The organism is Escherichia sp. WS33, assembly GCF_046486385.1.
Classification (GTDB): Bacteria; Pseudomonadota; Gammaproteobacteria; order Enterobacterales; family Enterobacteriaceae; genus ECMA0423.
This window is the reverse complement of sequence record NZ_JBJQLJ010000028.1, coordinates 53,835-64,523: the sequence shown is the minus strand read 5'-3', so window position 1 is coordinate 64,523 and position 10,689 is coordinate 53,835. Positions and strand designations below refer to the sequence as shown.

Annotated in this window: 10 protein-coding genes; 2 read left to right on the top strand and 8 right to left on the bottom strand. The window is 55.2% G+C overall.

Translation table 11 applies throughout. The annotated features are described in order from the left end of the window. Window positions 1-172: 172 nt before the first annotated feature. The 8 genes from ACJHXA_RS19350 to ACJHXA_RS19315 all read right to left on the bottom strand — a co-directional run bounded on the left by ACJHXA_RS19350 (window position 173) and on the right by ACJHXA_RS19315 (window position 8,471). Window positions 173-712, bottom strand: coding sequence for a DUF2058 domain-containing protein (locus tag ACJHXA_RS19350; RefSeq protein WP_001096707.1), 540 nt, complete (start codon window positions 710-712; stop codon window positions 173-175). A 101-nt stretch (window positions 713-813) separates the two neighbouring features. Then, window positions 814-2,025, bottom strand: coding sequence for a 3-(3-hydroxy-phenyl)propionate transporter MhpT (mhpT, locus tag ACJHXA_RS19345; protein ID WP_000107624.1), 1,212 nt, complete (start codon window positions 2,023-2,025; stop codon window positions 814-816). 175 nt (window positions 2,026-2,200) lie between these two features. Beyond that, window positions 2,201-3,214, bottom strand: coding sequence for a 4-hydroxy-2-oxovalerate aldolase (mhpE, locus tag ACJHXA_RS19340; RefSeq protein WP_001013499.1), 1,014 nt, complete (start codon window positions 3,212-3,214; stop codon window positions 2,201-2,203). Beyond that, window positions 3,211-4,161 (bottom strand): acetaldehyde dehydrogenase, encoded by a 951-nt coding sequence (gene mhpF / locus ACJHXA_RS19335; RefSeq protein ID WP_000044314.1) that lies wholly within the window; start codon window positions 4,159-4,161, stop codon window positions 3,211-3,213. The genes mhpE and mhpF overlap by 4 nt, the downstream gene beginning before the upstream one ends. Further along, the gene (gene mhpD, locus ACJHXA_RS19330; protein ID WP_000160724.1) at window positions 4,158-4,967 is read right to left on the bottom strand and encodes a 2-keto-4-pentenoate hydratase; all 810 of its coding nucleotides are present in this window, start codon (window positions 4,965-4,967) and stop codon (window positions 4,158-4,160) included. The genes mhpF and mhpD overlap by 4 nt, the downstream gene beginning before the upstream one ends. 9 nt (window positions 4,968-4,976) lie before the next feature. After that, entirely contained in the window at window positions 4,977-5,843 is an 867-nt protein-coding gene (gene mhpC / locus ACJHXA_RS19325; protein ID WP_000121898.1) for a 2-hydroxy-6-oxonona-2,4-dienedioate hydrolase, read from the bottom strand. 17 nt (window positions 5,844-5,860) lie between these two features. Continuing rightward, the gene (gene mhpB, locus ACJHXA_RS19320; protein WP_000543459.1) at window positions 5,861-6,805 is read right to left on the bottom strand and encodes a 2,3-dihydroxyphenylpropionate/2,3-dihydroxicinnamic acid 1,2-dioxygenase; all 945 of its coding nucleotides are present in this window, start codon (window positions 6,803-6,805) and stop codon (window positions 5,861-5,863) included. Window position 6,806: 1 nt separating this feature from the next. After that, the gene (locus ACJHXA_RS19315) at window positions 6,807-8,471 is read right to left on the bottom strand and encodes a bifunctional 3-(3-hydroxy-phenyl)propionate/3-hydroxycinnamic acid hydroxylase (RefSeq protein ID WP_001007448.1); all 1,665 of its coding nucleotides are present in this window, start codon (window positions 8,469-8,471) and stop codon (window positions 6,807-6,809) included. A gap of 190 nt (window positions 8,472-8,661) precedes the next feature. Between ACJHXA_RS19315 and ACJHXA_RS19310 the strand changes: the two genes are divergently transcribed. Further along, a complete protein-coding gene (locus ACJHXA_RS19310) occupies window positions 8,662-9,495 on the top strand; it encodes a DNA-binding transcriptional regulator (protein WP_001306931.1) in 834 nt (277 codons plus the stop codon). A gap of 76 nt (window positions 9,496-9,571) precedes the next feature. Further along, window positions 9,572-10,654 carry a DNA-binding transcriptional repressor LacI gene (gene lacI, locus ACJHXA_RS19305; protein ID WP_000805902.1) on the top strand — a complete coding sequence of 361 codons (1,083 nt, stop codon included), beginning with the start codon at window positions 9,572-9,574 and terminating at the stop codon, window positions 10,652-10,654. Window positions 10,655-10,689 lie beyond the last annotated feature (35 nt).

The window sequence follows — 10,689 nt, the reverse complement described above, 5'->3', positions numbered from 1 at the left end:
AAGGCAGTCCGCTGCATAAATCTACGCAACAGGTTAGAACCCAAGGCCCGATACGGCATGCGGACTGCAGGCAGAGAAAACTGGCCGATTTTCTCTGCACTGGAGGGATAATACAAGGCCTGATAAGACGCGCAAAGCGTCGCATCAGGCATGGCGCACGACTTATCTATGTTTACCACATCAAATCATCAGGCACTTTGAAGTCGGCATACGGATCGTCTTCATCCTGCTCTTCGGCACTGAGCGCGCTGTGCAACACAATACTGCTGGCATCACGCTGAGCAATTTTATCGGCAACACTGGCGGGAATAATGGTGTATTCACCTTCGCTATTGTTATCGACCAACAAGCGGGCAATCGCCAGACGACCATTAATCAACTGCGCCTGTGTGAGCTTATCGACAAAAATCTTCTTAATCAGATTGCCGTCAGTGAAGTTAAAACCAATATCGCCATTGGCAATGGTGATTCGGTTCATTTCAATGAGCTGCTTCACCTGGGCTTTATATTCTTTCGCCAACGCCGCTTGTTTTTGCTGTTCGCTAAGCTGTTTATCACGCTCAAGCTGTGCCTTTTTATTTTCTTCTACCGCAGCCCGAGCTTCACGCGCCTGAACGCGCGATTTTTTCGCCGTTCTCTCGACCTTCGCCGCTTTTTTGCTGGTGACTAATCCTGCTTTGAGCAACTGCTCTTGTAAGGTAAGTTTTGCCATCTTTGTTTCCAAACCCGCTGAATAATTTTTAGCGAGTATACCTGTAAACGCCGTGGGTGTATTGGGGGCAAGTCCCTTTCGCCCCTGCTTAATAAGGCGCGTCAGGCATCGGCACACGGCTGCATTCTTGATCTCCGGCTCATCAAAATAAACACCGCCAACCCAGCAACAAGAATACCCGGTGCAGAAGCGGCCATTACGCCGACCGTGCCAGTGCCTAATGCCAGCATTTTCCCGGCCAGTAACGGACCGCTCATAGCCCCCAGACGCCCTACCGCCACGGCTGTTCCCACACCTGTTGCGCGGATCTGCGAACTGTAAAACAACGGTGCCAGGGCATACAAAACGCTTTGCCCACCTGTCGCAAACAACCCCGCGACAAATCCCGCCAGCAACATACCGTTAAATGACGACACCGTTCCAAGCGCCAGCAGCGAAGCTAACATGCCGCTATAAATCAGTAGCGACATGGTTACTGGACGCAGCTTATCCATCAATGCGCCCAACATTAACGTCCCGCTTGCCGCCCCCATTTGCAGGGCAAACATCACCCCTGCCGCCTGCGATGGCTGGAATCCTTGCTCCACCAAAAGTAGCGGTAGCCAGTTGATCAACATATAAACCACCAGCAGAGTGAAGAAATAACACAACCACAGCAGCAGCGTCGCGGTTGCCGTTTCTGGCGCAAATAAGGCACGCAGTGGTGGCGCAGCCTGTTTTTCGCCAGCGAAAACCGCTGACTCCGGCAGCCAGCGCATTAATAGCGGCACCAGAATCAACGGCACCACACCACCTACCCAAAACACCGTTTGCCATGCTAAGTTTGCCCCCGCGAAACCCAGTGTCGCCGCCAGCGCCGCGCCAATGGGAACACCGCAATACATCAGGCTCACTGCCGTCCCACGAAAACGTGGACCCGCGGCTTCAGACGTCAGAGCGATAAGATTCGGCAACGCCGCCCCCAGCCCGACACCGGTCATCAGCCGCGCAAAGACCAGTGAGGGGAAATCCCAGGCAATCGCCGTTGCCAGTGAGAACAAACCAAACAGCGCAACTGAGCCAATCAAAATACGCTTACGACCATAACGGTCTGCCAGCATCCCGCCAACCAACGCGCCGGGGAGCAAACCGAGTATTCCGGCGCTAAATATCCAGCCCATTTGCATTTTATCGAGTGCGAAAGCCTGGGCGATGCCACCCGCCGCAATGCCAGCCGCCTGAAGATCCAGCCCTTCCATCAGAGCGACCAAAAAACAAAGCCCGATGGTCAGCATCAGGCGGGATGAAGATGATGAAGGGGTACGAGTCGACATAAGATGAACCTCATTGCGAGTGCAGGTGAATCGCGACTGATACATTGCCAGCCGCGTAATCAGAACTATTTAATGACTGCCTACGGGCGAAATGTAGGCCGGATAAGGCGTTCACGCCGCATCCGGCAGTCGTGCTGGGATGGGCATACAAAATGCACGTTCTCGGCAGTCATCATTATTTGTTGTTGCGCAGATCCAGCGCCACGTCAACGATCATATCCTCCTGGCCGCCAACCATCCGGCGTTTGCCCAGCTCAACGAGAATATCCACCGCACTTAAGCCATAACGCGCCGCCGCCGTTTCACAGTGACGCAGGAAGCTCGAGTAAACACCAGCGTATCCCAGCGCCAGCGTTTCGCGATCGACTCGTACCGGTCGATCCTGCAACGGACGCACCAGGTCGTCGGCGGCATCCATTAACGCATAGAGATCGGTCCCATGCTGCCAGCCCAGTTTATCCGCGGCGGCAATAAACACTTCCAGCGGTGCGTTACCTGCGCCCGCGCCCATTCCCGCGAGGCTGGCGTCGATTCGGTCGCAGCCCTCTTCCACCGCCGCGATAGAGTTCGCCACGCCAAGACTCAGGTTATGGTGAGCGTGCATGCCAGTTTGCGTTTCTGGTTTCAGCTCTGCTTTCAGGGCGCGGAAACGGTCACGGATATCGCTCATGTTCATCGCACCGCCAGAATCCACCACATAAATACAGGTCGCACCGTAGCCTTCCATCAGCTTTGCCTGCTTTGCGAGATTCTCCGGCGTGGTCATATGGCTCATCATCAGAAAACCAACGGTGTCCATTCCGAGCTCGCGGGCATACTGAATATGCTGGGCGGAAACATCAGCTTCGGTACAGTGCGTTGCCACACGAACCACCCGCGCGCCAGCCTGCCAGGCATTTTTCAGATCGTGAATAGTGCCGATTCCTGGCAGCAACAACGTCGCGATTTTGGCGTGCTTCACCACATCCGCCGCTGCTTCAATCCATTCAAGGTCGCTATGTGCGCCGAAACCATAGTTAAAGCTGGAACCCTGCAAACCGTCGCCATGGGCCACTTCAATCGAATCCACGCGGGCATCGTCCAGTGCTTTGGCAATCTGGCGAACGTTTTCCAGCGAATACTGATGACGAATGGCGTGCATACCGTCACGCAACGTGACGTCCGAGATATAAAGTTTTTTACCGTTCATGCCGCTTCTCCTGCCTTGCGCGCCAGTGACTGGGCCATTTTTTCCGCTGTCGCCAGCGCACTGGAAGTCATAATGTCGAGGTTGCCCGCATAGGCAGGCAGATAATGCGCTGCGCCTTCGACTTCCAGCCAGACCGCTGTTTTCAGTCCGGAGAATTGCCCCACGCCCGGTAAATTGACCGGTTTATCCTGCGGGATAACTTCAAACTGCACGCGCTGTTTCAGGCGATAACCCGGTACGTAAGCCTGCACCGCCTCAGCCATTTCATTGATTGAGGCTTCGATATCATCTTGTGAAGCTTCGTCGCTCAATACATACACCGTGTCACGCATCATCAACGGTGGCTCTGCTGGGTTAAGCACAATAATCGCCTTCCCTTTTGCCGCGCCGCCCACCACTTCAATGGCTCGGGAAGTGGTTTCCGTAAATTCATCGATATTGGCACGCGTGCCAGGTCCGGCAGATTTACTGGCGATAGAAGCGATAATTTCGGCGTAATGAACACGCGCCACGCGTGAAACTGCCGCCACCATTGGAATGGTGGCCTGGCCGCCGCAGGTGACCATGTTGACGTTCAGTTGATCGACGTTCGCCTCGAGGTTAACCACCGGCACGCAGTAAGGGCCGATGGCAGCAGGCGTCAGGTCAATTAAGCGAATATCCGGTTTCGCTTCGCGTAAAGCGGCATCGTTTTTCACATGCGCGCCCGCGCTGGTCGCATCAAATACAATGTCGATATCAGCAAATTCAGGCATGTTCATCAGCCCGATCACCCCTTCATGGGTGGTGGCGACGCCCATACGTCTGGCACGCGCCAGACCGTCGGACTGAGGATCAATGCCGACCATCACCGCCATCTCCAGATGCTGACCGTGACGCAAAATTTTAATCATCAGATCGGTGCCAATGTTGCCAGAACCGATAATGGCGACTTTACGCTTACTCATGACAGACTTCCTTTTGGGGCTGCGCTTGAAAATGTCGCAGCAACTGAACCTATGCCTTCAATATGGGCTTCAAAACGATCGCCCGCATTCACTGCCACCATCGGACCTAATGCCCCGGTAAGAATGATATCTCCGGCGCGCAGCGGTTCACCCAGGCTGGCCATTTTGCGTGCCAGCCAGACGGCGGCATTAAGCGGATGTCCCAGGCATTCGCTGCCGCGCCCGCTGGAAACCTCTTCGTTATTACGCGTCATCTTCATGGCGCAGTTTTTCAGGTCTAACCCCGCCGGACGTTGCGCCGGACCGCCGATGACATACACCCCGCAGGAAGCGTTATCTGCCACGGTATCGACAAACTGAATCGACCAGTCGCGAATGCGGCTACCCACCACCTCCAGCGCCGGAAGTACCCATTCAATGGCGTTATACAATTCGTCGAAGGTGATATCGGTTGCGGGCAAATCGCGGTTCAACACCAGTGCGATCTCCGCTTCAATGCGGGGTTGCAGAACACGGGAAAAAGGAATGATTTCGTTATCGCCATAACACATGTCGGCAAATAATGTCCCGAAATCCGGTTGATCAACGCCCAGTTGTTGCTGCACTTTCGGATGCGTCAGGCCCACTTTACGCCCTACCACGCGACGCCCCTGCGCAACGTCATATTGCACATTTATGTGCTGAATGGCGTAGGCCGCTTCAGCGTTATCGATACCAATCAGATCGCGCAGCGGCGCAATCGCTTCGCCCTGCTCTGCGGCGCGGCGTAAATCCGCCGCCAGTTGCTCAAGAGTATGCTTCGTCATGACCATTCCTTAAGGGCGTGCGAGGAAATTCAGCACCAATTGATTGAAAGCGTCGGCATGTTCCCACTGCGCCCAGTGACCACAGTCGCGGAAGATATGCAGTTCAGAACCGGCAATGCCGGACAGCAGACGCAGACCCGCATCCATCGGCACAAAGCGGTCGTTGCGCCCCCAGACAATCAGGGTTTGCGCTTTGATTTCCGCCAGACGTGGGCCAAAATCCGGGAACTGTTTCGGATTAGCTTCCAGGCTCTTAACGAAGTTTTCCAGGTGATCGCGGCGCGACAGCATATTATTCAGGCGCGCTTCAAACAGGGCGTCGGTCAAATCGCTGGTATCGAAAACGAAGATATCCATCATCAGCTTCAGGTTTTCGATAGTCGGCTGACGATAAAGCTGATTCAGTCGCTTAATACCTTCGGTTGGCATCGGCGTAAACAAACTCATGCCGCCCGTACCGCCGCCCATCAGCACCAGTTTGCCGACGCGCTCCGGCCAGTTAAGGGTGAACGCCACAGAACTATGGCCGCCCATCGAGTTGCCCAGCAGGTGGATTTTGGCGATATCCAGTTGATCCACCACGCTTTTCAGGATTCGTGCATTAAGATCCGATCGTGAACCACTATTAACGATCGAATCGCTTTTGCCCCAACCCGGACAATCCAGCAGGATCACCCGATAGCCCGCCTCTACCAGCGGATCGATATTGCGGCTGAAGTTCGCCCAGCCAGTAGCACCCGGGCCGGAACCGTGCAGCAGGACAACGGTTTCGTCGCCTTGTCCGCAGTCATTAAAATGGATGCGCAGCGTTTTACCCGCTTCTTCTACATTCAGAAAACGGCTGGTGGCGGCTTCGGTTTGTGGCTGATAACTCATCATCTTCTCCTGCATATTCAGTTCTCTGTTCTGGCGCTTAACGAGCCAAATCCGGCAATCCACTCCGGGATTGGGCGGTAATAACGCCCTTCGCTACGCCAGTTGCCAAATGTAGAAATAGCGGCAAAAGCGGCGACCCAGGTTTTGATTTCATGTGTCGACTTTCCGGCAATGGCGGAAAGCTCTTCGTTACTGACGGCATCCAGTTCCTGTATGCGTCCCTGCTCCAGCAAAGTCATGAACTGGTTATCCCAAATCGGGTTGAGCGGATGCAGAGTTCTCTGATCCTCAACAAACTTCTCAGCGGCGCTAATCACCCGTTGCTGACGCAATTCGCGCTCACTGGCGGGTAAATCTTTCCCGCTCCCCAACAGACGGTCGCGCATATGGGCATCGGCTTTCGCCAGTTCGGGCACCGGCGGCTGATGGGAAAGCCCACCGGAACCCAGGAACAGCACGCGTTTATTGAGAGTGCTGGTGAAACGTCCAATGGCTTCACCCAACATGCGGGTACGCTGGAAACCGGGCAGCGGCGTGGCGACACCGTTGATGAACACAGGCAGAACTGGCACCTTATCCAGCCCGCCGAGCAGGAACTCCAGTGGCTGGGCGAACCCGTGGTCCACCTGCATACAGTAAGAAACGGCAAGATCGATCCCGCTCTTCATGACGGCATGCGCACAGGCCTCCGCCAGCTCCACAGGCACGGGCAGCTCTCCTGCCGCACTGCCGAAATCACCAATTGCCGTCGCTCCAACGCCTAAACAGAACGGTGGCATCACGTCATAGAAAAAGCCGTTGTAGTGATCAGGCGCAAACAGCACCACCAGTTCAGGGGAGAAAGCCGCAATACGCTCGCGGGCGCTGGCAATCACGCCATTGACCTCATCGAGCACCTCTTGCGCCGGGTCGACATACCCCACCAGCGGCGAGTGGGAAAGACAGTGAAGATAAGCGTGCATATCAGGCTACCTTTTCGACAGAAACGTCGGCATCAGGGCGGGTCAGCGTCATCACCGACGCCAGTTTATTCAGGGTCTTGCCCAGGGTTTGCGGAATGGCGGTGGCGGCAACAAAGCGATCCGGGCGCATCACCACCAGCGAAGCATTGTGTTGCGCGAACCAGCTACGCAGACGACCTTGCGTATCGCCCACGCGTAGCACGCCGTCGTGGTTATCCTGTGCGGTATGAATTTGCACTTCCGGCACCACCTGAATGAAGCGTGTGCCCAACGCGCGCCACTGCTGGATTTGCTCGTCGCTCATCCCCCACAGTGGATTGCATCCCCAGCCAATTACCGCGAAGTTCGCGCCAATCGCGTTATCGAGCAGCGTCACGTCACCGTTTTCCAGCGTGACTTTCGGCTGAATAAACATCTTGCCGACCGGAGAGTGCTTCGCTTCGCCCTCACGCACCAGCGCACCGCCGTAATATTGCGGCATCGGCTTGAAGCGCATTTCGAGGAAATAGCGTTTTACTGGCGGCAGATAATTCAACAGCCAGGAAACGCCGTCACGTAACGTACCCTGCCAGCGTTTCGGCGGAGCCAGCACGTTGCCCGCCGTCACGGACAGGTCAATCATCGCTTTGGCGTGATCGCGACGTTCTTGTTGATAGGTATCGAGCAGCGCATCGCGGGCTTTCCCCTGGATAACCAACGCCAGTTTCCAGGCGAGGTTAAAGGCGTCGCGCATACCACTGTTATAGCCCTGCCCCTGCCACACCGGCATGATGTGCGCGGCATCGCCCGCCAGCAGTACGCGATCAATACGGAAACGTTGCGCCAGTCGCGCGTTGTGGGTGTAGACACGCTGGCGAATCAATTCAACATTGTCCGGATTAGGCAGCACTTTGCTTAACAGCTTGCGCATATTTTGCGGCTCACGCAGCTGCTCTTCGGTTTCTCCCGGCATCACCATAAATTCAAAGCGACGTACCGCATGAGGCAGCGCGGCAGAAACATACGGGCGCACCGGATCGCAACACAAATAGATATGCGGCGTACTTAACGGATCGTTGGCGATATCTACCACAATCCACTGATTTGGCGCAGTTTTACCTTCAAACGGCACATTCAGAGTGCGACGGACAAAACTTGCTCCACCGTCACAGGCTACCAGCCACTGGGCTTTGACCGTTTCCCGCTGCCCTTCTGCCGTTTTCAGGTGCAAGGTCACTTCGTCATTTTGCTGGCTGAAGGCCTCCAGCTCGCGGGCAAACAAGCAGCGCACATTCGGAAAACGCGACAACCCTTCCAGCATCACCGCATCGACCTGTGGCTGAATAAAGGCGTTACGGCGCGGCCAGCCAAATTCATCGGTCATTGGCTGAATATCAGCAAAACAGCGGCCTTTTGGGGTGAGAAAACGCATCGCGTGCCACGGTGTAGTGTGCGGCAGAACATTCTCGACCAGGCCGACCGACTGCATGGTGCGCAGCGCCTCGTCATCAATACCAATCGCACGCGGGTAGTCGATCAACTTATCGAGTTTCTCCACCACCAGCACGTCAATGCCCATCTGACCGAGATAGTTCGCCATCATCAGCCCAACCGGACCGGCACCAGCGATCGCCACCTGAACGCTATGGTTAACAGCAGGCTGGATGTCAGGGTGTTGTATTGCCATTTCAGTACCTCACGACTCGGACAAAATGCCGTTGCGCGCACAGTACAGCGCAACTTATTTTGTTAAAAACATGTAAATGATTTTTTATTGTGCGCTCAGTATAGGAAGGGTATTTTCGGCTACAATCAAAACATGCCCGAATGTGCACCAGGTGCACAACGTTGTTTTAACTATAGAAATGTCAATTAATATGCAGAACAATGAGCAGACGGAATACAAAACCGTGCGCGGCTTAACACGCGGTCTAATGTTATTAAATATGTTAAATAAACTTGATGGCGGTGCCAGCGTCGGGCTGCTGGCGGAACTCAGCGGCCTGCATCGCACCACTGTGCGGCGACTGCTGGAGACGCTGCAGGAAGAGGGATATGTCCGCCGTAGCCCCTCCGATGACAGTTTTCGTCTGACCATCAAAGTGCGGCAATTAAGCGAAGGATTTCGTGACGAACAGTGGATTTCTGCACTGGCGGCCCCGCTGCTGGGCGATCTGTTGCGCGAAGTGGTATGGCCGACAGATGTGTCCACGCTGGATGTTGATGCAATGGTGGTACGCGAAACCACCCACCGTTTCAGCCGCTTATCCTTTCACCGGGCAATGGTCGGGCGACGTTTACCGCTCCTGAAAACCGCCTCGGGCCTGACCTGGCTGGCCTTTTGCCCGGAACAAGAACGCAAGGAATTAATCGAAATGTTAGCCGCCCGCCCCGGTGATGACTATCAACTGGCACGAGAACCGTTAAAGCTGCAAGCCATTCTGGCGCGCGCGCGCAAAGAGGGTTACGGACAGAACTACCGCGGCTGGGATCAGGAGGAGAAGATCGCCTCTATCGCCGTACCGCTGCGCAGTGAACAACGGGTGATTGGCTGTCTGAATCTGGTGTATATGGCGAGCGCAATGACCATTGAACAGGCAGCGGAAAAGCATCTTCCGGCGCTACAACGGGTAGCAAAACAGATCGAAGAAGGGGTTGAATCGCAGGCTATTCTGGTGGCCGGACGGCGAAGCGGCGTGCATTTACGTTGACACCATCGAATGGCGCAAAACCTTTCGTGGTATGGCATGATAGCGCCCGGAAGAGAGTCAATTCAGGGTGGTGAATGTGAAACCAGTAACGCTATACGATGTCGCAGAGTATGCCGGTGTCTCTTATCAGACCGTTTCTCGCGTGGTGAACCAGGCCAGCCACGTTTCTGCGAAAACGCGAGAAAAAGTGGAAGCGGCGATGGCGGAGCTGAATTACATTCCCAACCGCGTGGCACAACAACTGGCGGGCAAACAGTCGTTGCTGATTGGCGTTGCCACCTCCAGTCTGGCCCTGCACGCGCCGTCGCAAATTGTCGCGGCGATTAAATCTCGCGCCGATCAACTGGGTGCCAGCGTGGTGGTGTCGATGGTAGAACGAAGCGGCGTCGAAGCCTGTAAAGCGGCGGTGCACAATCTTCTCGCGCAACGCGTCAGTGGGCTGATCATTAACTATCCGCTGGATGACCAGGATGCCATTGCTGTGGAAGCTGCCTGCACTAATGTTCCGGCGTTATTTCTTGATGTCTCTGACCAGACACCCATCAACAGTATTATTTTCTCCCATGAAGACGGTACGCGACTGGGCGTGGAGCATCTGGTCGCATTGGGTCACCAGCAAATCGCGCTGTTAGCGGGCCCATTAAGTTCTGTCTCGGCGCGTCTGCGTCTGGCTGGCTGGCATAAATATCTCACTCGCAATCAAATTCAGCCGATAGCGGAACGGGAAGGCGACTGGAGTGCCATGTCCGGTTTTCAACAAACCATGCAAATGCTGAATGAGGGCATCGTTCCCACTGCGATGCTGGTTGCCAACGATCAGATGGCGCTGGGCGCAATGCGCGCCATTACCGAGTCCGGACTGCGCGTTGGTGCGGATATCTCGGTAGTGGGATACGACGATACCGAAGACAGCTCATGTTATATCCCGCCGTTAACCACCATCAAACAGGATTTTCGCCTGCTGGGGCAAACCAGCGTGGACCGCTTGCTGCAACTCTCTCAGGGCCAGGCGGTGAAGGGCAATCAGCTGTTGCCCGTCTCACTGGTGAAAAGAAAAACCACCCTGGCGCCCAATACGCAAACCGCCTCTCCCCGCGCGTTGGCCGATTCATTAATGCAGCTGGCACGACAGGTTTCCCGACTGGAAAGCGGGCAGTGAGCGCAACGCAATTAATGTGAGTTAGCTCACTCATT